At 65.3% G+C, this 22460-nt stretch carries 21 protein-coding genes and 1 tRNA gene; 15 read left to right on the top strand and 7 right to left on the bottom strand.

What is annotated here, in order from left to right:
* The first annotated feature begins 249 nt into the window (after window positions 1-249).
* The 9 genes from ffh to M2335_RS11885 all read left to right on the top strand — a co-directional run bounded on the left by ffh (window position 250) and on the right by M2335_RS11885 (window position 7687).
* Entirely contained in the window at window positions 250-1737 is a 1488-nt protein-coding gene (gene ffh, locus M2335_RS11925) for a signal recognition particle protein (protein WP_264594829.1), read from the top strand.
* A 51-nt stretch (window positions 1738-1788) separates the two neighbouring features.
* Window positions 1789-2253, top strand: a complete 465-nt coding sequence (gene rpsP, locus M2335_RS11920) for a 30S ribosomal protein S16 (RefSeq protein WP_264574806.1) — start codon at window positions 1789-1791, stop codon at window positions 2251-2253.
* A gap of 2 nt (window positions 2254-2255) precedes the next feature.
* Window positions 2256-2750 carry a ribosome maturation factor RimM gene (rimM, locus tag M2335_RS11915; protein ID WP_264594828.1) on the top strand — a complete coding sequence of 165 codons (495 nt, stop codon included), beginning with the start codon at window positions 2256-2258 and terminating at the stop codon, window positions 2748-2750.
* 199 nt (window positions 2751-2949) lie between these two features.
* Entirely contained in the window at window positions 2950-3846 is an 897-nt protein-coding gene (locus M2335_RS11910) for a class I SAM-dependent methyltransferase (RefSeq protein WP_264594827.1), read from the top strand.
* A 13-nt stretch (window positions 3847-3859) separates the two neighbouring features.
* Window positions 3860-4561 carry a tRNA (guanosine(37)-N1)-methyltransferase TrmD gene (trmD, locus tag M2335_RS11905; protein ID WP_264586881.1) on the top strand — a complete coding sequence of 234 codons (702 nt, stop codon included), beginning with the start codon at window positions 3860-3862 and terminating at the stop codon, window positions 4559-4561.
* Between the two features lie 42 nt (window positions 4562-4603).
* Window positions 4604-4972 (top strand): 50S ribosomal protein L19, encoded by a 369-nt coding sequence (rplS, locus tag M2335_RS11900; protein WP_181559181.1) that lies wholly within the window; start codon window positions 4604-4606, stop codon window positions 4970-4972.
* 186 nt (window positions 4973-5158) lie between these two features.
* On the top strand, window positions 5159-5953 hold the full coding sequence (locus M2335_RS11895) for an ATP-binding cassette domain-containing protein (protein WP_264586882.1): 795 nt from the start codon (window positions 5159-5161) through the stop codon (window positions 5951-5953).
* 3 nt (window positions 5954-5956) lie between these two features.
* Window positions 5957-7519, top strand: coding sequence for an ABC transporter permease/substrate-binding protein (locus M2335_RS11890; RefSeq protein WP_264594826.1), 1563 nt, complete (start codon window positions 5957-5959; stop codon window positions 7517-7519).
* 91 nt (window positions 7520-7610) lie between these two features.
* Window positions 7611-7687 (top strand) — tRNA-Arg (locus M2335_RS11885).
* 5 nt (window positions 7688-7692) lie between these two features.
* On the opposite strand, the gene M2335_RS11880 is transcribed toward M2335_RS11885, so the two are convergent.
* The gene (locus tag M2335_RS11880; protein WP_264595412.1) at window positions 7693-8346 is read right to left on the bottom strand and encodes a DNA alkylation repair protein; all 654 of its coding nucleotides are present in this window, start codon (window positions 8344-8346) and stop codon (window positions 7693-7695) included.
* Between the two features lie 268 nt (window positions 8347-8614).
* On the opposite strand from M2335_RS11880, the gene M2335_RS11875 reads away from it, so the two are divergent.
* Window positions 8615-9613, top strand: a complete 999-nt coding sequence (locus tag M2335_RS11875; RefSeq protein WP_264594825.1) for an SdiA-regulated domain-containing protein — start codon at window positions 8615-8617, stop codon at window positions 9611-9613.
* A 47-nt stretch (window positions 9614-9660) separates the two neighbouring features.
* Here M2335_RS11875 and M2335_RS11870 read toward each other — a convergent pair whose 3' ends face one another.
* The 4 genes from M2335_RS11870 to M2335_RS11855 form a co-directional block, all read right to left on the bottom strand.
* Entirely contained in the window at window positions 9661-10095 is a 435-nt protein-coding gene (locus tag M2335_RS11870) for a pyridoxamine 5'-phosphate oxidase family protein (protein ID WP_264594824.1), read from the bottom strand.
* Window positions 10096-10189: 94 nt separating this feature from the next.
* On the bottom strand, window positions 10190-11632 hold the full coding sequence (locus M2335_RS11865) for a family 43 glycosylhydrolase (protein ID WP_264594823.1): 1443 nt from the start codon (window positions 11630-11632) through the stop codon (window positions 10190-10192).
* A gap of 63 nt (window positions 11633-11695) precedes the next feature.
* A complete protein-coding gene (locus M2335_RS11860) occupies window positions 11696-12409 on the bottom strand; it encodes an acetylxylan esterase (RefSeq protein WP_264594822.1) in 714 nt (237 codons plus the stop codon).
* Between the two features lie 60 nt (window positions 12410-12469).
* Window positions 12470-13420 (bottom strand): alpha/beta hydrolase, encoded by a 951-nt coding sequence (locus tag M2335_RS11855; RefSeq protein ID WP_264594821.1) that lies wholly within the window; start codon window positions 13418-13420, stop codon window positions 12470-12472.
* Window positions 13421-13690: 270 nt separating this feature from the next.
* On the opposite strand from M2335_RS11855, the gene M2335_RS11850 reads away from it, so the two are divergent.
* Window positions 13691-16207: a glycoside hydrolase family 9 protein gene (locus M2335_RS11850; protein WP_264594820.1), complete on the top strand. Its 2517-nt coding sequence runs from the start codon at window positions 13691-13693 to the stop codon at window positions 16205-16207.
* Between the two features lie 192 nt (window positions 16208-16399).
* On the opposite strand, the gene M2335_RS11845 is transcribed toward M2335_RS11850, so the two are convergent.
* On the bottom strand, window positions 16400-16996 hold the full coding sequence (locus M2335_RS11845; RefSeq protein WP_264595411.1) for a 2-dehydro-3-deoxy-6-phosphogalactonate aldolase: 597 nt from the start codon (window positions 16994-16996) through the stop codon (window positions 16400-16402).
* A gap of 46 nt (window positions 16997-17042) precedes the next feature.
* A complete protein-coding gene (locus M2335_RS11840; RefSeq protein WP_264594819.1) occupies window positions 17043-18053 on the bottom strand; it encodes a sugar kinase in 1011 nt (336 codons plus the stop codon).
* A 141-nt stretch (window positions 18054-18194) separates the two neighbouring features.
* Between M2335_RS11840 and M2335_RS11835 the strand changes: the two genes are divergently transcribed.
* The 4 genes from M2335_RS11835 (at window position 18195) to M2335_RS11820 (ending at window position 22404) form a co-directional block, all read left to right on the top strand.
* Window positions 18195-19295: a fumarylacetoacetate hydrolase family protein gene (locus M2335_RS11835; RefSeq protein WP_264595410.1), complete on the top strand. Its 1101-nt coding sequence runs from the start codon at window positions 18195-18197 to the stop codon at window positions 19293-19295.
* Entirely contained in the window at window positions 19292-20056 is a 765-nt protein-coding gene (locus M2335_RS11830; protein WP_264594818.1) for an SDR family NAD(P)-dependent oxidoreductase, read from the top strand. Before M2335_RS11835 ends, M2335_RS11830 begins: the two co-directional genes overlap by 4 nt.
* Window position 20057: 1 nt before the next feature.
* Complete coding sequence (locus M2335_RS11825) at window positions 20058-20918, top strand: SMP-30/gluconolactonase/LRE family protein (protein ID WP_264594817.1); 861 nt, start codon at window positions 20058-20060, stop codon at window positions 20916-20918.
* A gap of 67 nt (window positions 20919-20985) precedes the next feature.
* Window positions 20986-22404, top strand: a complete 1419-nt coding sequence (locus M2335_RS11820; RefSeq protein ID WP_264594816.1) for a sugar porter family MFS transporter — start codon at window positions 20986-20988, stop codon at window positions 22402-22404.
* Window positions 22405-22460 lie beyond the last annotated feature (56 nt).

Here is a 22460-nt window from a genome sequence, read left to right as displayed (position 1 = left end):
AGCCTTTCTGATTCGGCCTCTCCGTGCGTCCACCGCAGGCCCGGATGCCTGCCTTCTTGTCTTAACCGGCGGATTTCGTTAAGGAGCCGCTGTTCCGGCGCGGTTGTCCAACTGCCCGGGCGCCCTGACAGTCCTGGATTTTCACTGTCCAAGGATAGACGCTGGTCGGCGAGGTTTCGCCCACCGGCGCTTTGTGCGTTGCGGCGTTTTGGTTGGTTTTTCAGCGGCTTCGGCCGCAATGAGGTGGTGATGTTCGATAGTCTGAGCGATCGGCTCGGTGGGGTGTTCGAGAAGCTTCGGGGACGCGGTGCGCTGACCGAGGCGGACGTGCGCGCCGCGATGCGCGAGGTCCGAATCGCCCTGCTGGAAGCCGACGTCGCCTTGCCGGTCGTGCGCGCGTTCGTCGACAAGGCAACCGAGCGCGCGGTGGGGTCGGACGTTCTGCGTTCGGTTACGCCGGGGCAGATGGTCGTCAAGATCGTCTCCGACACGCTGACCGAGACATTGGGCGCCGAGACCAGCGAGTTGCTGATCGACGTGACGCCGCCGGCCGTCATCATGATGGTCGGCCTGCAGGGCTCGGGCAAGACCACGAGCACGGCCAAGCTCGCCAAGCGCCTCAAAGAAAAAGAGCGCAAGAAGGTGCTGATGGCGTCGCTCGACGTCAATCGCCCGGCGGCGCAGGAGCAGCTGGCCGTCCTCGGCACGCAGACCGATGTCGCGACGCTGCCGATCGTGCCCGGCCAGCAGCCGGTGGATATTGCCCGCCGCGCGCTTCAGTCCGCGAAGCTGCAGGGCTTCGACGTTCTGATGCTGGACACGGCCGGGCGCCTGCATGTCGATCAGGCGCTGATGGACGAGATGAAGGCGGTCGCCGATGTCGCGACGCCGGCTGAAATCCTGCTGGTCGTCGATAGCCTGACCGGCCAGGACGCCGTCAACGTCGCCAAGAGCTTCACCGAGCAGGTGCCGCTGACCGGCGTCGTGCTGACCCGCATGGACGGCGATGCGCGTGGGGGTGCCGCGCTCTCCATGCGTGCCGTCACCGGCCAGCCGATCAAGTTCGCCGGCACCGGCGAAAAGCTCGATGCCATCGAGCCCTTCCATCCCGCGCGGGTCGCGCAGCGCATCCTCGGCATGGGCGACGTCGTCAGCCTGGTCGAGCGGGCGGCGGAGACGATCCAGCAGGAAGATGCCGACAAGCTCGCCAAGCGCATGGCGGCCGGCAAGTTCGATCTTAACGATCTGCGCGCCCAGCTCAGCCAGATGCAGCGCATGGGCGGCCTCGGCATGCTCGCGGGCATGATCCCCGGCCTCAAAAAGGCGCAGGCGCAGATGACCAATGCCGGCGTCAACGACAAGACACTCGTTCACCTCGATGCGCTCATCGGCTCGATGACGCTCAAGGAGCGTGAGCTCCCGGAACTGCTCAACGCCAAGCGCAAAATCCGCGTGGCCAAGGGCGCGGGTCTGCAGGTGCAGGACGTCAACCGTCTCCTCAAGATGCACAAGGAGATGGAAACCGCCATGAAGAAGATCAAGAAAATGGGCGGTCTCAAGGGACTGGCCAAGATGTTCGCAGGCGGCGGTGGCGGCGGCGGGCTGGGCGGTTTGCTCGGCGGTGGTGGTGGTACACCGGGAGCCGGGCAGGGCGATCTCAGCGCCCTCAAGGGGCTTCCGGGAATGCCGGACATGCCCAAGCTTCCGCCGGGTTTTCAGAATTTTCTCAAGAAGTAACGCAACGATTTTCAGGTTCAGAGTTCAGTAGAAAGGTAAGGTAAGTTACAGATGGCAACCAGCATTCGCCTGTCGCGCGGTGGCTCCAAGAAGCGCCCCTATTACAAGATCGTGGTGACGGACAGCCGCTCGCCGCGCGATGGCCGCTTCATCGAGCGCATCGGCAGCTACAACCCGCTGCTCGCCAAGGATGACGAGAAGCGCGTCGTGCTCGACACCGAGCGCGCCAAGCACTGGGTGAGCGTCGGCGCCCAGCCGACCGATCGTGTCGCCCGCTTCCTCGATGCCGCAGGCGTCAAGGAGCGCGCCGCGCGCAACAACCCCAACAAGGCAGAGCCGGGCCAGAAGGCCAAGGACCGCGCCGAGGACAAGGCCACCAAGCTGGCCGAGGCCGAGGAAGCCCGCAAGGCTGCGGAAGAAGCCGCCAATGCTCCGGCTGAAGAGCCGGCTGCTGAAGCACCCGCCGAGGAAGCACCCGCTGCCGAGGCTGCCGCTGAAGAGCAGGCCGAGGGCTGATTTTGCCCGTGGATCGTCCCGTCACGCTCGCGGCTGTCATCGGCGCGCATGGCGTGACGGGAGAAGTGCGTCTCAAGCTCTTCGGCGATGGGCCGGAGAGCTTGAAGCGCTACCAGAGCTTCGAGGCGGGCGGTCGCACCCTCACGCTCAAGACGGTGCGCGATGGCCCGAATGGCGCCGTCGCGCGCTTTGCGGAAATTGCCGACCGCAATGCCGCCGAAGCCTTGCGCGGCGTGGAACTCACCGTTCCGCGCTCAGCGCTGCCCCCGCTCGAACCCGGCGAATATTATCATGTCGATTTGATCGGCCTGCCATGCGTTGCCGAATCGGCTGAAGCGGTGGGGACGGTCGTGGCTGTCGAGAATTTCGGGGCCGGTGACGTCATCGAAATCGAGAAGCCCGGCGGAAAACGGTTCATGGTCCCCATGCAGCCGGAAGCGGTGCTCGACTGGAACGAGGAAAGACTTGTCCTGAGCAGTCTTTTCCTTGCAGACTGACAGGGCATTCCGCTTCGGCGAATGAGGACGGGCCTCTTGCTTGCCCACATGGATCGGTCTCGATCGATCACCTCCAAGAGCGCAGGGCCGCATGAACGCGATTGTTTTGGACAATGAGGGTATTGGCTGCCTGCCCGCGCCGGATTGTCCGTTGTGCGGCGAATCGGGCACTCAGCACTATCGCGATCTGCGCGATCCGATGTTCGGCGCGCCGGGACGCTGGGGGCTGAGGATCTGTCGCAACCCGCACTGCGGCTCTGGGTGGATCGACCCCATGCCCACGCGGCAGAGCCTGGCGACGCTCTATCAATCCTACCATACCCATGACCAGGCACCGGTAATCGTGGCGCCGGAGGGGGCCGCCTCGCATGCGCCGGCTTTGCGCTATCGGCTTCTGGGCCTGCTGCCCTGGTGGAAGCATCATTACCAGTCGGGCCTCAATTACTTCGGGCACCGCAAGCCCGGCGTCATGCTGGATGTCGGCTGCGGGTCCGGCGGGTTCCTGCGGTCGATTGTCGAGGCGGGCTGGAGCGCCGTCGGGATCGACTTCGATGAACAGGCGGTAGCCGTGGCGTCGCAGGTGCGCGGCGCACAGGTCTTCGCGACCGATATTTTTGATCCGCGATTTGATGGGAAGAGGTTCGACGGCATCCTGCTCGACAATGTCATCGAGCATGTCCCCGAGCCCGGTCGCACGATTGCGCGGTGCGGTGAACTGCTCGCACCAGGCGGGCGGCTAGTGATGATCACGCCGAACGTCGATGCGCTGGGGCACCGCCATTTTGGGGAACATTGGCGGGGGCTGGAAACGCCCCGGCATCTGCATCTGTTCACCAGGCGCGCCCTGAGAAAGCTGGCGGTCAGCAATGGCCTGCGGTCCGCCAAGGTTTTTGCCAAGCCCAGCTCGCGGCAGTTCAATTTCATGGTGGGCGCTTCGGAAGAGATCATGCGGACGCGCGGGCTGCGCACGAGGCGCTGGCCGGTCGCGAAGCGTCTCCTGCGGGTCAAGTCTCTCCTCTCGGCGCTTCTGGGCGGCGGGGAGGCCGAATTTTTGGTGTGCATCGCCGATCGTCCCGCACGTCCGCAATCCCGCTGATCGCCTTTAAATCATGACCTTCACTGCACAGATTCTCACCTTGTATCCGGAGATGTTTCCCGGGCCGCTCGGCATTTCGCTTGCCGGTCGGGCATTGGGGGAGGGGGCGTGGTCCTGCGCACCCATCCAGATCCGCGACTTCGCGACGGACAAGCACAAGAGCGTGGACGATACGCCGGCAGGCGGCGGGGCAGGCATGGTGCTGCGCGCCGATGTGCTGGCCCGGGCGGTCGATCATGCGCTGGATGCGCGCCCTGACCTGCCGGTGCTGGCAATGACGCCGCGCGGCACGCCGATCACGCAGGCGCGGGTTCGCACGCTGGCCGAGGGGCCGGGCGCCACGATTCTATGCGGGCGCTTCGAGGGCTTTGACGAGCGGCTGTTCGAAGGGCGGCCGATCGAACAGGTGTCGATGGGCGACATCATCCTCTCGGGCGGAGAAATCGGCGCTTTCATGCTGCTGGATGCTTGCATTCGCCTGCTTCCCGGCGTAATGGGCGCGGCTTCTAGCGGTGTCGAGGAGTCGTTTGAGAACGGCCTCCTTGAATATCCGCAGTATACCCGACCCCAGGAGTGGGAAGGGCGTATGATCCCTGAAGTGTTGCGATCGGGGGATCATGCGAAGATCGCCGCCTGGCGGAAACAACGGGCGGAGGATGACACACGGTTACGCAGGCCGGACCTCTGGGAGCGTTACAGGAACGCTCGGGACTGACCTGCCTCTGGCGCGCGACGCAGACGAAGGAAGACAGGACAGATGAACCTGCTGCAGACCATTGAGGCGGAAAACATTGCCGCCATCTCCAAGGATATTCCGGATTTCCGTCCGGGCGACACGCTGCGCGTGGGCGTGAAGGTCGTCGAAGGCGACCGCACCCGCGTCCAGAACTTCGAGGGCGTGTGCATCGCGCGTTCGAACAAGGGCATGGGCTCCAACTTCACCGTGCGCAAGATCAGCTTCGGTGAGGGCGTTGAGCGCGTGTTCCCGCTCTACTCGCCGAACGTGGACAGCGTCACGGTCGTCCGCAAGGGCGTCGTGCGTCGTGCCAAGCTCTATTATCTGCGTGGCCGCACCGGCAAGCGTGCGCGTATCGCCGAGCGTCGCGACACTCGCGAAGAGGCATAAGCCTTATGGGTGCGGTGACGCGCCCAAAGCCATCAGGCGATGGCGAGCGATCATCCCGCGGGATGATGTGAGCGGAGGCCCAAGGGCCTCCGTTTTCGTTTGTGGGATGCTGGCATCGCGCCGCATTTGCGGCGGGCCGGGGAAAGTTCGCTTTCTATTGTCGCCTGGCGCCGCCATCATGCCCCGATGAGCCAAGCCGATGCGATCGCGCTGGAGAGCGTTGCCAAGAGTTTCGATGGCGGTCGGACCTTCGCCACCCATGATGTCGATCTGCACATTACAGCGGGCAGCTTCGTGGCGCTCGTGGGCGCCTCCGGCTCGGGCAAGACGACGCTGCTCAAGTGCATCAACCGGCTGATCGAGCCGGACCGCGGTATCGTCCGCATCCACGGCGAGCCGGTGAATGACCGGCCCGCTTATGAAGTGCGGCGGGAGATCGGCTATGTGTTTCAAGGCATCGGCCTGTTTCCGCATCTGAGCGTCGCCGAGAATATCGGCCTGACGCCGCGCCTGCTCGGCTGGCCGGCGCAGGATATCGCCCGCCGCGTAGGCGAGCTGCTGGCGCTGGTCGAACTGCCCGAGGATTATGGCGCGCGCATGCCGGATGCGCTCTCGGGCGGTCAGCGGCAGCGGGTCGGGATCGCGCGAGCGCTGGCGGCAAGGCCCGGCATCTTGCTGATGGACGAGCCGTTCGGGGCGCTCGACCCGATCACCCGCGACACGCTCGGCCGCGCCTGCCGCCGCCTGCACGAGACGCTGGGCCTCACCACCGTGCTGGTGACCCATGACGTCTTCGAGGCCGTGCTGCTCGCCGACCGGATCGTCATGCTGGAGGGCGGCCGGATCATTGCCGACGATACCCCGCACCGGCTGCTGACCGATCCGCCCAATGAGGCCGTGCGCGCGCTGATGGCGATGCCGATGCGGCAGGCCGAACAGGTCCGGCGCCTGATCGCGACCGGGCCGGAGGGGACCGACTGAGCGATGGACAGCTCCCTCTCCAGCGCGCTGCGCGTCCTGCCGGAATATCTGGGCTTTCATGTGCTGCTGAGTGCGGCCGCGCTAGGGCTTGGCATTCTGCTCAGCCTCCCGCTCGCCATCGCCGCAAGCCGGAGCGCGCGACTGCGCTGGCCGGTCCTTTCCTTCGTCAGCCTCGTGCAGACCATTCCGGGGCTGGCGCTGATGGCGCTGTTCTACCCCCTATTGCTAGCGCTCTCGCTGCTCTCTCTGCGACTGACCGGGCAGGGCTTCTCGGCGCTCGGCTTCCTGCCTGCGCTGCTGGCGTTGACGCTCTATTCCATGCTGCCGATCGTGCGGAACATCGTCACCGGCATCACCACGCTCGATCCGGCGCTGGTCGAGGCGGCGCATGGCGTGGGCATGACCGACCGGCAGCGCCTGTGGCAGGTCGAGATGCCGCTGGTCGCCCCGGTCGTCATGGCCGGGGTGCGGACCGCCGCCGTCTGGGTGATCGGCACCGCCACGTTGGCGACGCCGGTCGGGCAGACGAGCCTCGGCAATTATATCTTCTCCGGCCTCCAGACCGAGAATTGGGTGTGGGTGCTGTTCGGCTGCGGCGTCTCTGCGGCGCTGGCGCTGGCCGTGGATCAACTCCTCGGTCTGATCGAGACGGGGATCGCCCGGCGCACGCGCAGGCGCATCTGGGCCGGCGGGCTGATCCTCTGCCTCGGCATCGCCACGGCGGCGGCCAGTGTGTTCGCTCCCGCCGGGAAAGGCGGCTATGTGATCGGCGCCAAGAACTTCACCGAGCAATACATCCTCGCCGATCTTATCGGCCAGCGGCTGGCGGATGAGGGCGGCACGGCCACCGTGCGCAGCGGGCTGGGATCGGCCGTGGTCTTCCGGGCGCTCGCGCAGGGCGATGTGGACGTCTATGTCGATTATTCCGGCACGGTCTGGGCCAATGTGATGGGCCGTACCGATCAGCCCGGGCGCGCCGCGATGCTGGCCCAGATGGCGGAATGGCTGAAGCGCGAACATGGCGTGACGCTGGTCGGTCCGCTTGGCTTTGAGAATGCCTATGCGCTGGCGATGCGGGCCGACAAGGCGCAGCAACTCGGCATCCGCTCGATTGCCGACCTCGCGCCCTACGCCCCGCGCTTTGTCATGGGCGGCGATTTCGAGTTCTTCACGCGGCCGGACTGGACGTCGCTGACCGAGGGCTACGGCCTGCGCTTCGCACGGACGCGTGAGTATCAATCCACCTTCCTATATCGCGCGGTGAAGGATGGGGATGTCGATGTGATCTCCGCCTTTTCAAGCGACGGGCGCATCGCAGCGGACAATCTGCTGGTGCTCGCAGACCCGCTGGAGCGCATCCCGCCCTATGACGCGATCGTGATGGTGGCGCCTGGCCGCGAGACGGATGCGCGGCTGATGGCGGCGCTCAAACCGCTGATCGGCGCCATTCCGGTCGAGCGGATGCGCGCGGCCAATCTGATGGTCGACCGCCCGGATCGCCCGGTTGCCCCCGCCGTCGCTGCCCGGTGGCTGATGGAGAAAGAGGCAGCGCCGAGCGACCAATAATCGCGCCCCAATCATCGCCCGCCAATAATCGGAGGGCGGCCTACCTTTGCTCTTGGCCGGCTGCATCAAAACTGATAGCGGACCTTTCCACGCACCCGTAGCTCAGCTGGATAGAGCGTTGCCCTCCGAAGGCAAAGGCCACTGGTTCGAATCCAGTCGGGTGCACCAAAATCTCACAATTTTGATCGCTGCTTGTGATGCAGCCTTCCGATCACCTTCTCACTTGAGAGTTCGCGGCGTGCGTCGCTGCCGATCCAGCGTGCGGTCTTGTCGTCCGATGCGGCGAGCTGCTCCGCGAGCGCCAGGGCGGGCTGGTGGCAGGCGAGGTTGCGTTTGCCGATGTTGCGCAGCGCCCAGTTCACCGCCTTGCGCACATAGTTTCGCGCATCCTGTGCGTGGTGCGCGGTCAGGGACAGCGCTTCCATGAAGGTTGCATCCGGTTCGGCCTTGCGATGGACCGCCATGCCGGCGATCATGGCAAAGGCAGCGCGGCGGACGAATTCGCGCTCGTCGGCCGCGAACACGGGAATGAGCGCGTCAAGCCCGGCCTCCACGAACAGGTCGGCGGCAATGTCCACGATCTCCCAGGACTCGAAATCGTCCGCCCATGCGCGGGCTTGCCCCGCCGTCAGCCGCGCCGGCTCGGCGGTATAGATCGCCAGCACCCGCACATCGCGAATGCCAGTCTGCCACAAGGCCATCGCGCGTTCATGGTTAGGGCCGATCTGTTTGGCGATGCCCCGCAAAACCGGGTTGCTCAGCCCCAACGCATTATCGGTACGAATGCCGACCCGCTCCATGCCGGCAAGCACTGGCCCGGAGGCCATGCTTTGCATGGGGGTCACGATCTCCGGCACCGTTGATGCTTGGGTGAGGCGGTCGGGCATGAGTTGAGATCCTGCATTGGGAACGTTGCGAGGTTGCATCTAGGCTGCTTGCTGCATTCGCTCTTTGATGTGGCGCAGGCGCATGTCCCGATCTGGTGCGGTCCTCTCCGCAGCCGGCATCATGGTTAATCAAATGTAATCATGCTGTCATTCGCGCCTCCGATAGGCGGGCGACCTCCATGGGGGAGGGCATGATTCGGAGGTTGCCATGAAGATGATGTTCCTGCGTGCGGGCATTGCGATGTTCGCCTTTTCTGCTGCGTCTTCCCACGCGGCTGGCCTGCTCGACAACTATGTCGTCGGCTTCAGCAAAGCGATCGACACCAAGGAAGCCAGCGCCGTTGCCTATAATTGGGACACGCGCACGCTGATGGTCACCAATGACGAGGAAGAGGATGACGGTACGAACATCTGGGGCGAATATGATCTGAATGGCAACAAGACCGCCACCATCATCCTCTCCGGCTGCCTCTCGCTCGGCTCTTCCCAATGCGACGCCGAGGGTCTTACTTATGTGGGCAATGGCCAATATGTCGTCGCCGAGGAGCGCTATCAGGATATCGCGCTGCTCAGCCAGACTGGCGTGGACGGCACGACCCGCACCTACACCGCCTATCCGGATGCGCCGACGATCAGCGTCGGCTCCGATGCGGGCAATAGCGGCCTGGAGGGCATTGCCTACAACAAGGTGACTGGGGACTTTTTCGGCGTGAAGGAACGCAGCCCCGAGACGATCTGGAAGATCTCCGGCGCCAATTTCGGCACGGAGACGGCGACGGTCACCGAGCTGTTCGATATTGCGGCGCTGCCGGGCCTCGACCGGCTGTCTGACATTGCGGTGCTCTCCAACGGCATCTTCTCCGCGACGCCGTTCGGCGATAATCTGCTCATCCTCAGCGGCCGCTCGTTCAACCTGCTTGAGGTGACCCAGGCCGGCCAGATCGTGAGCAGCTATGATCTCTCCGGCTTCAAGTCGCTGGTCGACCCGGCCAATCAGGGCGGCAAGTTCGAGGGCCTGACCCTCGACGATGCCGGCAACATCTACCTCGTGAGCGACGATGGCGACGGGCCGAACCAGTCCTATCTGGTGAAGCTGAGTTATGCCGGATCGGTGCCGGAGCCGGCGACCTGGGCGATGATGCTGGGTGGCTTCGCGCTGATTGGCAGCACCATGCGGCGGCGCAAGGTGGCGGTCGCTTTCAGCTAAACGCAGCGGGAACGGGCGTCGCGGGCAGACCGCGGCGCCCACTCAGATCAGAGGGGGACTTCCCCCTCGTCGCTGCCGTTCCAATAATGGATGCGACGGGCGCGGACCTGGATCATGACCAGATCGGGCGTGTCGATGCCCTGCTCGAACCAGCGTTCGAGATCCTTGTTCCAATGCTCGGCGAAGCGCGCCTTGTCGCGGATCAGCTCCGCGCGACCCTCGACGGCGATGAACAGCGGCGGTCCGCCCAGCAGGCCGACCGCGCCCGTGAAGGTAAGGCCCACCTCGGGATCGCGCTCGATATCGGCGATGGTGCGCGCCGCCTCATAGGTGAAGAAGAAGCTGTCGCCGCGCCAGGCGACCTCACCATTATTGCTCATCGGCCGGCTGGCCAGCGCGCCGCCCTCCGTGCGCGTGGAGAGCATCCCGAAATCGATCTTGCCCATCTTGTCGGACAGGTCATCGAGCGTCATGTCAGCCATTAAGGGCCTCCTGGAGAAGCCGGACGAGAGCGTCCGGTCTCCTCCAACGGATCATGATGGCTTAAGGTTGCGTCGGGTCGCCTGACGCCGATCTTCAGGGCTTCTTGAACGTCCAGCGGCCGGCCGGACTCTCGGGATCGAACTTGACCAGCGCCGGCGTAGTACCGCCGATGGCAACGAGCGCACGTGCTTCGCCCGTGCCGGGCGTCGCCTTCGGCATGATCCGGTAAGTGCCGTCGGTGAGCTGGTCGATCCGCCAGAGCTGCTCGGGCGCCCCGGTGAAGGCCGGCACCGCTTCCACCTCACCTGTGGCCGTCGCCGCAAGCGCCCGTTGCGTGCCGGCGATGACGATCTTGTAATAAGGCGCACCCATTACGCCGCCGGCGCCCGGCACGGGGGCGACCGTCCAAAGCTGCTGGGGGCGGACCATATAGTCGCCCATATCTACGGGCACGGCTCCGTCCGGCCAGCCGGGTTCGACCTGCACCAAGGTCTGGTCGGGTACGTTGACAGGCGGTGTGCCGGGCGGGGCGAAGAAGCTGCGGCGGGCGTCGAACTCGATCCGCACGAAATCGGCGGCAAGCTGGAGGGCATAGCCGCTACGCTCGGCCTCGATCTCGTAGGTGCCCTCGGCGATGTTATCGCCCGCAACCGGCCAGCCATCCTTCCACAGCAGGGGGCGGATGCCGAGCACGCTGCGGCCCCGGTTCATGTCGATCTCATAGTGCATCGAGAACTTCTCGACCCCTTCGCCCAGGTCGATCAGCCCGAAGTGGCCGGGGCCGATGTCCCGCCCGCGCGCGTTGACGACCATCTTGCCGCCGCCCTTGAGCAGCGGAATGCCCATGTGATCCACATAAGGCCCGAGCGGATCGCGTGAGCGGCCGACGCGGATGTGGTAGGTGGAATTGGGGCCGTCACAGCAGGTCCCGTGCGTGCCAAGAAGATAATACCAGCCATCGCGGTGGAGCAGGGCGGTCGCTTCCATGTCGATGGCGATATCCACCGCCTTGTTGCCGGCCTTGCGCGCGCCGGTGGCCGGGTCCAGCTCGATCATCTGGATCGCGCCGAAATAGGTGCCATAGCTCAGCCACAGCCGGCCATCGACATAGAGGAAAGCCGGATCGATGGCGTCGAGATTCTCCTTGCCATCGCTGGAGGCGACCGTGCCGACTTCATGATAGCCGAAATCGGGGGAGGCGGGATCCAGCGACTTGGTCCACATGATCTTCACGTCGCTGGCATGGCCGCCGGACATGCCGCCGCCACCGACGGCGTAGGAGACATAATAGCGATCGCCGATCTTGATGACATCGGGCGCTACGCCGCCGCCCGGCCGGTTGCCGCCGCTGCGCCACGTCCAGCCATCTTCGGACACGAGGCCGCCCTGACCGGTGCCGAAGGTGTAATATTTGCCGTCCGAATAGGTGATAGTGGACGGGTCGTGGATATAGGGCTCGCCTGCAAGCTGCGCGCTGGTAGGGCTCTGGAGCAGGAGGGCAAGGGCGAGGCTGGTGGCTGCGATGGTGCGGTTCATGCGATCACCTCGGTCAGGCGAAGGGAAGGAGGAAAGGGCTGCTGGGCTGGAGCGCTTGGCTCGTCAGAGCGTGGTCACGGCGAGATCGGTGATGCCTCGCCCGGCTTCATCGATGAAGCGGACGCAATAGTCGCTCAGGCCCGGCCCGTTGATGACCGCGCCGCGAATGATGTTGCGCCCCTTTTTCAGGGTGATGCGGCGTGAGACTACATCGTCCATCACCATGCGGCGATCATTGAACAGGACAGCGGTCTCGGCTCCGTTCACCCACCACATGGAGGTGGAGTTGGAGCCGACGGCCATGCGCACCTCCATGTCGCGCGGGCTGTCCACGACCGTCGCGACATGGAAGATCACGCCATATTTGGTCTTGCTCAGTGACTGGGCGAAATTGAACAGCTTCACGTCGAATGCGCTTGAATCGAGCGCATGCCAGGCGAGCGTCTGCCCTTCCACGGTCACAGTCTCACCCGCGCGTGGCAGGCCGCTGGTCTGGGTGGGGAAGGGATAGGCGGTCAGCGTCTTGCGCACATAGCTGCCGGTAAACACCGTGTTGGTGCGGTTGGGCTTGGCGATCGGCTCCAGGATCAGCCAGCGGCGAATGAACCCGTCCCCATCCGGCTTGGCCGGGGCGCGTGCAGCAGGCGTGAAATAGGGTGCGAGTGTGCCGGCGCCCTCCGCCGCGTTGGCCATGCCGGGCGCGCCTGGCAGGGTGCCGAGCAGGACAAGCGAGGCGAGGCAGAAACGCACATGAGATAGGGCCTTGGACGCGATCATGGTCATTCCTTCAAGGGTGGGCTGCGGCGTGCGCAGCCCGCAAGAGACCTGCGGGGCAGGTCAGGACGGTTTCAGCAGCCCGTGCATGTCCAGCCACGCTACAAAGGCATCCAGCCAGCCGGTGCTGGTCGTGCCGTCCTTGCCGAGGCCAAAGCCATGGCCGCCGCGCTCGTAGAGGTGGAATTCAACCGGTTTGCCGGCCTCCTGCCACGCGTCGAGCAGGCCGAAGCCCTTTTTGGCGAACAGGGGATCATCCGAGGCGATGACGCCGAACAGCGGCGGCGCGTTGGCCGGAACAGTTACCCGCTCCATCGAGCCGTAGATGGGCGCGATGAACGCCAGGCCGAGATCGGGACGGGCGAGGGTGGTGACCATCGTCGTCATGGCCCCGGCCGAAAAGCCCATCATGCCGACGCGCTTGGGATCGATGCCCCACTCGGCGGACCGCGCGCGTACCAGCGTGATCGCGGCGACGGCATCGGCGATCTGCTCCGGCAGGCCGGCCACGGCCTCGTCCGGGCTGGAGCGCGTCTCCGCCCGGCCTACATTGGCGAAGGCAGCGCGCAACTGGCGGTCGAAATCGGCAAGCGCGGGCGGTGTGGGCCGCAGGCGATATTTGAGCACGAAAGCCGTGATGCCCCGGTCTGCCAGCGCGCGGGCAACCCGCCAGCCTTCATTTTCCATGGAAAGCAGCAGGAAGGCCCCGCCCGGCGCGACGATGACCGCCGTGCCATTGGCCTTGCCGGGTGCTGGCAGCACAGGGGTGAGCGTGGCGGTGGAGACATTGCGCGCCATCGGCACGCCATATTGGCGGAACCAGCTTTCGGGCGCCGTGGCGCCCTTGACCGGGCCGGTGCCGAGCGGGATAGCGCCGGGTTCGGCCGGCGCGGGAATGGCGGTTACGGTCGCATCCTGCGCGGCGGCAGGAGACAGGGCGGCAGGAAACAGGACGGCCAGGGCCAGTGCAGACAGCACGGCGTGAACGGACGCATGACGAATCGAGATGCTCAAGACTTTCCTCCCCGGTTCAGTGGCGGTCGATAGGCCGACCGCCTGCCTGCTCCTCGATACGACATTGCGGCGAACCTGCGAGTCCCCCGATGCGATGGCGGCAGGATAATCGTTGATTTCTTCAAACGTCAACTTGTCCGACAAAAATAGCGAGCAGTTTCAATCGTTGAGCGTTGCGGGGCCGCATGTAAGCCAACGTTTTTACACAATTTTGTTGCCAATCTAAAAATCACATGGCTATGTTAGCGTTAACAAAATGAGGAGGGGCGGATGCGGCGCGCGGCTATTTTTGGATCTTTTGTCGTAGTTTTTACGGCCTCGGCCGTGCCTGCTGCCTATGGCGAGGAGCCCGCCCTGCGGCTAGGAGACTCCGGCTATTTCGAGGCGCCGGCCGCCAATGTGCTGGTGTTCAGCAACTGGTATGACGGGCTGTTCGCCGACTCGAAGATCAGCGGCGTGGAGATCATCCAGCAGGATCAGCGTATCGCCACCAATGGCGATGTCCGCCTCTCCGCTACACCGGGCCAGTGGGATGCCATCGGGCGGATGGTCGAGCGCAAGGTCGATGCGCGCACCGGCACCATCGAGGCAGTGCTGGAATATCCAGAGCATGACTTCCGCTACATCATCCGCGCCGTTCCGCGCGGCGCCGACCTTATCCTGACCGTCGAATTGCCGCGCGCCTTGCCGGCGGCACTGGTGGGCAAGGCGGGGCTGAACCTCGAGTTCCTGCCCTCGGCCTATTACCACAATGCCTTCATGGTGGATGGCAAGGCCGGTGCCTTCCCGCGTTATCCGGCCAGCGCGATGGTGCGGACGCCGGAGCGTAATCCTGCGAGCGGACGCAGCGATGGCCCCGGCGCCGAGCCGCTCCCACTAGCGCAAGGCAGCGACATCGTGCTCGCTCCGTCTGACGCCGCACGCCGGGTCCGCTTGCGCTCGCAAACGCCCATTGCGCTCTATGACGGGCGCAATCAGGCGCAGAATGGCTGGTTCGTCCTGCGGTCGCTGCTGCCGGCGGGCAAGACGGGCGTGGTGATGGAGTGGATCCTCTCGCCGACCAGCGCGCCCGGCTGGCTGCGGCCGCCGTCCATCGGCCATTCGCAGCTTGGCTACACGCCGCGGCAGGCGAAGGTCGCGACGATCGAGATCGACCGCGCAGACACCCGCCGGTCGCAGGCGCAACTTCTGCGCGTCGAGCCTTCGGGGCAGGAGGTGCCCGTTCTCAGCGGCACGCCGACTGAAGCGGGGGATTATCTACGCTATCGCTATCTGCGCTTCGACTTCAGCACCGTGCGCGCCCCGGGGCTCTATCGGCTGACCTATGGCGACAGCAAGACCGCGCTTTTCCGCATCGCGCAGGATCTGTTCGCCGATGCCTGGCACACGACGCTCGACGTCTACTTCCCGGTGGCGATGGACCATGTGACCGTCAACGAGGCCTATCGGATCTGGCACGGCGAGTCCCACAGGGACGATGCCCGGCAGGCCCCGCTCAATCACGAGCATATCGACCTGTATGCGCAGGGGCCGACCACCGATACGCGCTTCAAGCCCGGCGAGCATATTCCCGGCCTCAACATCGGCGGATGGTACGATGCCGGCGACTATGACATCCGCACGCAGACGCAATATGCCGTGATACGCTCCATGGTGCGCAGTTGGGAAAGCTTCGGGCTGGATCGCGACACGACCAGCGTGGATGGTGCCACACGGCGCGTGGAAATCCATGTGCCGGATGGTCAGCCCGACCTGCTCCAGCAGATTCGCCACGGCACGCTGCAACTCGTCGCGCAATTCGATGCGGTGGGCCATGCGATTCACGGCATCGTGGAGCCGGATGTGGGCCAATATACCCATCTCGGCGACGCCGTGACCAAGACAGACGGCAAGATCTACGATCCGGCGCTCAAGCCTTATGAGGTCAAGGGGGACCGCAGCGGCACGCCGGATGATCGCTGGGCGTTCACCAGCCGGTCCTCGGCGCTCAATTACGGTTCGATCGCTGCGCTGGCTGCGGCCAGTCGCGCCCTCAAGACGCTGGACCCGGCGCTCTCCGCCAAGGCATTGGCCATTGCGACGCGGGTGTGGGCCGAAGAGCAGAGCCATCCGCCTTATGTCTTCCAGCATGGCAATACGACCGGCGGGCCGCTCGAAGCCGAGCAGTTCGCGGCCGCCGTGCAATTGCTCAAGACTACGCGCGACAAGCGCTACGCGGCACAGATCGAGGCGTTGTGGCCATCCGTCTCAAAATTCTTCGGGTTTCAGGCTGCGCTGGCGACCGAAGCCTTGCCGTTCATGCCGCCTTCCTACCGCACGGCGATGGAGCCGCTCGTGCGGCAATGGGCCGCGCAGAGCGACAAGATCGCCCCCGCCAATCCCTATGGCGTGCCGATCTCGGAAGGCGGCTGGGCGGGGAATGAAGGCGTGATCGACTATGGCCTCGCCGCTTATGCGCTGCACAAGGCCTTTCCAAAGATCGTGAAACCCGATGCGGTGTTTCGCAGCATCGACTATCTGCTCGGCAACCATCCCGGTTCCGACATCTCCTTCGTCTCAGCTGTTGGCGCGCGGTCGAAGGAAGTGGCCTATGGGACCAATCGTGCGGACTTCAGCTTTATCGCTGGCGGGGTTGTGCCGGGTGCGCTGATTATCAAGCCCGATTTCCCGGAGAACCATGAGGATTGGCCGTTCTTCTGGGGGCAGAATGAATATGTGATCTCGGCCGGCGCGGGATTTATCGAACTGGCGAACGCTGCGCATGAGTTGGCGAACGCGGAGCGGTAAGCAGGGGTGAGACTAACCACCCCTCCAACCGTCACCCCGGGCTTGACCCGGGGTCCAGCTAACCTGTTTCGGCGCATTTCGTCTGGCAGACCCTGGCGAGAAGTCGGTCCGGAAGGAAGCTGGACCCCGGGTCAAGCCCGGGGTGACGGCGGGGGTGGGGCAGGGTTTTGCCGAACACGCCACCTCAGGCGCTCAGTTCTCAAGGGCGCGCCACGCCGTGACCATGGCATCGGCCCGCTGGCGGACCTGCGCCGCATCCAGCCCCGGCTGATAAATCGATGATCCAATGCCGAACCCAGCCGCGCCGGCGCTGCGCCATGCGGCCATATTGTCCGGCCCGATGCCGCCCACCACCAGCACAGGAATGTCGGCGGGCAGCACCGCCTTCATCGCCTTGAGCACCGCCGGGCTGTGCATCTCGGCGGGAAAGAGCTTGAGCGCATCGGCCCCGGCATCGATAGCAGCGAAGGCCTCGCTCGGGGTTGCGATGCCGGGCATGGAAAGCAGGCCGAGCGCCTTCGTGCGGCGGATTACGGGTGGGTCCATATTGGGCGAGACGATGATGCGCCCGCCCGCCTGTGCGACCTGATCGACCGCGTCCACGCGCAGCACGGTGCCGGCCCCGATCAGCGCGCCGCCGGGCAGGCTGGCGAGGGCGGCGATGCTCTCCAGCGGGCGGGGCGAATTGAGCGGCACCTCGATGCAGCGCAGGCCCGCCTCGATGAGCGCAGCCCCGACCGCGGGGGCCTCCTCGGGGGTGAGGCCGCGCAGGATCGCCACCAGCGGCATGTCGGCGATCTGATCGAACCACTGTGTCACAGGGATGCTCGCTTTCTCATCGGCGGACGTCGCCGGTTTGGCCGGGGCGGAATGCGGCGAGTTCCTCCGCGCTGATCGGGCTGAAATCGCCATGAACGAAATGATTGAGCACACAGAGCGCCAGACCGCGCTCGGCTGCGGTGGCGATGCCGGCATCGATATGCGCGATGACCCCGGCGGCGAATGCGTCACCGGTGCCGATTCGGTCGACGATCCAAGCGACTTCAATAACTTGCGTCTCGAAGCTGTCATCCAGTGTATCGAGGCGGGCGCAAAGGTGATGGAGCCCGGCATGGGTGACCACGCGATGGGTGGAGGCGATTTGGCGCAGATTGGGGAAGCGCGCGAAGGCTGCCTCGGCTGCGGCGCGGCGTCCGTCCGCGTCCTGCGCATCGAAGGACTGGCCGAGCAGCATCGCAATGTCCCGCGCGCTGCCGAAGAACAGATCGGCCATCTCGACATGGCGGGCGAGGATCGGCGCGGGATTGTCGCACCAGCTTTCCCAGAGCGTCGCGCGGAAATTCCCGTCGAAGGAGATCGGAATGCCGGCGGCCTTCGCCGCTTCCATCGCCGCGAGGGACAATTTGGGAGCGTCAGGCGAGAGGGCGGGGATGATGCCGGAAAGATGCAGCATGGCCACGCCCTCCAGCGCCGCGGCCCAGTCATAACGTTCGGCCGGGGTGATCGCGAAGCTGCTGCCGGCGCGATCATAGCTGATCGCAGGGGCGCGCAGGCCGCTGCCCGGCATGAGATAGAACAGCCCCATCCGCCCCGGCTGGCGCTGCACATGCCGCACGTCCACGCCGGGCCGGCGCAGGGCGTCCAGCGCCGCATCGCCAACCGCGCCTGGCGGGAGCGCGGTAATCAAGGCGCTCGGAATGCCCAGCCGCGCCAGCGCCACCGCCACATTGGCCTCCGCACCGACGAATCGCGCATCCAGCCGCTCGCTCTGGAACAGGCTCTCGCCGGGGACGGCGGAGAGGCGGAGCAGCATTTCGCCGAAACAGAGGATCGGGCCGGGTGTCATCGTCTCTCTTGTCAATGCATTAGAGGCGCAGGAGTAGCCCCTCTTGACAAACAAGCGCAATAGCTCTTGATAGCGCTAACACACAGGGGCGCCCTCGGGGGCGAGGGAGAGGAAGTGATACATCCAGACGAGTCCGGCCCGATGCTGCCCGTCGATTGGGAAGAGGGCATGTTTCTGGGGCGAGCCGATTTTGGCGATGGCCCGAGCCCCGTGCTCGTCCGGCAGGGTGAGCTGCTTGATATGGCGCACGTCTGGCCGACCGTCTCGGCCCTTGTAGAAAGCGGCGATTTTTCAGGCGCTGGCGGCACGTCGCTGGGCCGTTTCGATCCTGCATCCACGCGCTTGCTCAGCCCCGTCGATTTGCAATGCATCAAGGCTTGCGGCGTCACCTTCGCTTTGTCCGCCATCGAGCGGGTGATCGAGGAGCGGGCGCGGGGCGACTGGAGCCGGGCCGCCTCGATCCGCGAGCGGCTTGAGTCGCGCATTGGCGGACAAATCCGCTCCGTCCAGCCCGGTACGCCGGAAGCCGCCTCTCTCAAGGAGGCGCTGATCGAGGACGGGCTGTGGTCGCAATATCTGGAGGTCGCCATCGGCCCGGATGCGGAGGTATTCACCAAGTCGCCGGTGCTCTCCACCGTGGGGCCCGGCGCCGCGATCGGCATCCGTTCGGATTCTGCGTGGAACAACCCCGAGCCGGAGATCGTGCTGCTGGCGGACAGCCTCGGCGCCGTCGTGGGTGCGACGCTCGGCAATGACGTCAATCTGCGCGATTTCGAGGGCCGCTCGGCCCTGCTGCTCGGCAAGGCCAAGGACAATAACGCCTCCTGTTCCATCGGCCCGCTGGTGCGGCTGTTCGATGACAGCTTCAGCATCGATGATGTGCGCCGTGCCGAAGTGCGGCTGACCATCGCCGGTGAGGATGGGTTCGTGCTGGAGGGCGTGAGCAACATGGCGGAGATCAGCCGCGATCCGCTTGATCTGGTGCGCCAGACGCTGAGCGAGCATCAATATCCCGACGGCTTCGCGCTGTTCCTCGGCACGCTGTTCGCGCCCGTGCAGGACCGCGACGAGCCGGGGCGCGGCTTCACCCACAAGGTGGGCGATGTTGTCACCATCGCCTCCGACAAGCTCGGGCGTCTGGTCAATCGGGTCGTCACCTCGCGCGATGCACCGCCCTGGCAGCTGGGTATTGGCGCCTTCTACGCAAATCTGCAGCGGCGCGGTCTTCTGGAATCGGCATGAACAAGTCTGAGCAAACACAATACGCTGTTTATCCCAGCCTGGCGGGCAAGAACGTGCTGGTCACTGGCGGGGCGACCGGGATCGGGGCGGCCATTGTCGCGGCGTTTGCGGGGCAGGGCGCGCATGTCGCCTTCCTCGATTTCAACGACATTGCCGGCGCCGATCTGGCGCGGGATCTCGCCGGCGCGCGCTTTCGCCATTGCGACCTTCGCAATGTTGCCGATCTGGAGCGGACCGTCCGAGCGCTGGAGAGCGAAATGGGCGGGTTCGACGTGCTGGTCAACAATGCCGCCAATGACGACCGCCATCGCTATGACGAGGTGACCGCCGATTATTGGGACGAGCGCATGGCGACGAACCTGCGCCATCAGTTCTTCGCCGCGCAGGCTGTAGTTCCGGCGATGCGCGCGCGGGGCGGCGGTGCGGTCATCAATCTGGGGTCGGTGAGCTGGCATCTCGGCATGTCGGAACTGGTTCTTTACCAGACGGCCAAGGCCGGCGTGGAAGGCATGACCCGGGCGCTGGCCCGCGATCTGGGCGGCGACAATATCCGCGTGACCGCCATCGTGCCGGGCAATGTCGATACCCCCCGCCAGAAGCAGTGGTACACGCCGGAAGGTGAGGCGGAGATCCTGCAGGCCCAGTGCCTCCCGCGCCGCATCCAGCCGCGCGATGTCGCCGCGCTGGCGCTGTTCCTCGCCTCCGATGACGGAGCGCTGTGCAGCGGGCACGAATATTTCGTCGACGCAGGCTGGCGCTGAGATGCAGCCCGAGCCGATCCTTCCCCTGGGCATGACGCTCGGCGAAGGGCCGGTCTGGTGGGGCGATGCTCTGTGGTTCGTCGACATCAAGGCGCACAGGCTCTACCGCCATGTGCCGACCACCGGCGCGCTGGCGGTATGGGATGCGCCGGACCAGATCGGCTGGGCGCTGCCTACGCGCAGCGGCGACATGATGACCGGCGTGCGCACCGGCCTGCATCGGTTCGATCCGCAAAGCGGGGCATTTTCGCTGTTCCACGATCCCGAGCCGCATCTGCCCGGCAATCGGCTGAACGACGCCGCCACCGATACTCAAGGGCGGCTGTGGTTCGGCAGCATGGACGACAGCGAAGCCGCCCATACCGGGCGCCTCTATTGCCTCGCCGGCGGGCAGTGCGCCGCCACGGCCGTGCCTGCTGTCGAGATCACCAATGGCCCTGCCATCAGCGCAGATGGGCGCACGCTTTATCACACCGACACGCTTGGCCGGAAAATCTGGAAAGTCCCCGTCGATGAGAACGGCACGGTCGGCGCGGGCGAGCTGTTCATCACTATCGAGGATGGCGCGGGCTGGCCCGACGGCTCCGTGCTGGATAGCGAAGGTTGCCTGTGGGTCGCTTTGTTTGGCGGCTGGGGCGTGCGGCGCTATGATCCGCAGGGCTCGCTGATGCAGACCATCTCCTTCCCGGTCGCCAATGTCACCAAGATCGCCTTTGGTGGGCCGGATTTGCGCACCGCCTATGCCACCACCGCGCAAAAGGGGCTGGATGCCGCCGCGCGTGAGGCACAGCCGTTGGCCGGCCACGTCTTCGCATTCGATCCCAAGGTTTCAGGATTGCCGGTTACCCCGGCAGATATTTGACAGAAGAAACGCCGTCCCGGCCTCGGCTGGAGTCGGCAGAGTTTTTGAGAGAGAGGAGGGGCTCGGCATGAGCGCTGAAACGCACGCCATCGGGCGAACCAACATCGGGTTCATATTCGCCATCGTGGCCATCGCCACCATCGGTGGCTTCATGTTCGGCTATGATTCCGGCGTGATCAACGGCACCCAGAAGGGGCTGGAATCCGCGTTTGACCTGGGCGCGCTGGGCATCGGTATCAATGTCGGCGCCATTCTGGTCGGCTCCGCACTGGGCGCGTTTCTCGCCGGGCGCATGTCCGACCTCATTGGCCGTCGCGGCGTGATGATGCTGGCCGGCCTGCTCTTCCTCATCAGCGCGCTGCTGGCCGGTGCGGCCGGGTCTTCGGCGATGTTCATCATGGCGCGGATCATCGGCGGCCTCGGCGTCGGCGCGGCCAGCGTGATTTCGCCGGTCTATATTTCCGAGGTGACGCCCGCCTCGATCCGGGGGCGCCTCTCCAGCATCCAGCAGGTGATGATCATCACCGGCCTTACCGGAGCGTTCGTCGCCAACTTCGTGCTGGCGCGCTATGCCGGCGGCTCGACGGCGACCTTGTGGTTCGATCTGCCGGCCTGGCGCTGGATGTTCCTGCTGCAGGCGATCCCTGCGGCCATCTATATCCTGGCGCTGCTGATCATTCCCGAAAGCCCGCGCTATCTGGTGGTCAAGGGCAAGGAAGAGCGCGCCCACGCCGTTCTCTCGCGGCTGTTCGGGCCGGAGGAAGCGACGCGCAAGGTTGGTGAGATCCGCGACAGCCTCGCCGCCGATCACCATCGCCCGCGTCTCTCCGATCTCATCGACAAGACGACCGGGCGCATCCGGCCGATCGTGTGGACCGGCATCGGCCTTGCGATCTTCCAGCAGTTCGTCGGCATCAATGTGGTCTTCTATTATGGCGCCACCTTGTGGGAGGCCGTCGGCTTCTCGGAGGATTATGCGCTGCAGACCAACATCCTCTCGGGCGTTCTCTCCATTGGCGCCTGCATCGCCACCATGTTCCTGGTGGACAAGATCGGCCGCAAGCCGCTGCTGCTGTTCGGATCGGCGGGCATGGCCGTCACGCTGGCGATCGTGGCCTATGCCTTCTCCACGGCGGTCACCGGCGCCGATGGCGGCGTGGTGCTGCCGGGCAGCAATGGCATCATCGCGCTGATTTCGGCCAATCTCTACGTGATCTTCTTCAACCTGAGCTGGGGGCCGATCATGTGGGTGATGCTGGGCGAGATGTTCCCCAACCAGATCCGCGGCTCGGGTCTGGCGGTGGCGGGGCTGGCGCAGTGGCTGGCCAACGCCTTGGTCTCCGTCAGCTTCCCCTCGCTGGTGATCAGCCCCGGCCTTGCGGTGGCCTATTTCGGCTATGCCTTCTTTGCCGCCGTCTCCTTCTTCTTCGTCCGCGCCATGGTGCGCGAGACCAAGGGGCGGGAACTGGAGCAGATGGAAGGCTGATCGCTCACCCAATCATACGCTCGGCCCGGTCACGCTTATGCGTCGCCGGGCCGTTC

This window comes from Sphingobium sp. B12D2B (genome assembly GCF_025961775.1).
Classification (GTDB): domain Bacteria; phylum Pseudomonadota; class Alphaproteobacteria; order Sphingomonadales; family Sphingomonadaceae; genus Sphingobium.
The sequence above is the reverse complement of the archived record's forward strand: the minus strand, read 5'-3'. Positions and strand labels throughout refer to the sequence as shown.